Below are 330 nucleotides of genomic sequence, written 5' to 3'. Positions count from 1 at the left end.
GTAAACCCACTTTCACCCGAGGTGCCCATGCCTGACTCAGTGCCACAACGTGCCGACTACCCTCACTTTCAGCCGATCATCACGCGCTGGCACGATAACGATGTGTATGGCCATGTGAACAATGTGACCTACTACAGCTTCTTCGACACCGCAGTGAATACCTACCTGATCGAAAAGGGCGGGTTGGATATCCATGACGGTGAAGTGGTTGGGTTTGTGGTGAGTTCGGCGTGCGATTACTTTGCCTCGATCGCTTTCCCTGATCGCATAGACATTGGGCTGCGCGTCGGTAAGTTGGGCAACAGTTCGGTGCAGTACGAGCTGGCGGAG

Annotated in this window: 1 protein-coding gene; it reads left to right on the top strand. The window is 54.5% G+C overall.

Annotated elements, in window-relative coordinates; all coding sequences use genetic code 11:
* Positions 1-27: 27 nt before the first annotated feature.
* Positions 28-330, top strand: a 303-nt coding sequence (locus tag EE949_RS05200) for an acyl-CoA thioesterase (protein ID WP_164666698.1), incomplete at its 3' end; no start/stop codon positions are given.

This window comes from Pseudomonas viridiflava (assembly GCF_900602065.1).
Taxonomy (GTDB): Bacteria; Pseudomonadota; Gammaproteobacteria; order Pseudomonadales; family Pseudomonadaceae; genus Aquipseudomonas.
This window is presented reverse-complemented; position numbering and strand designations above follow the sequence as displayed.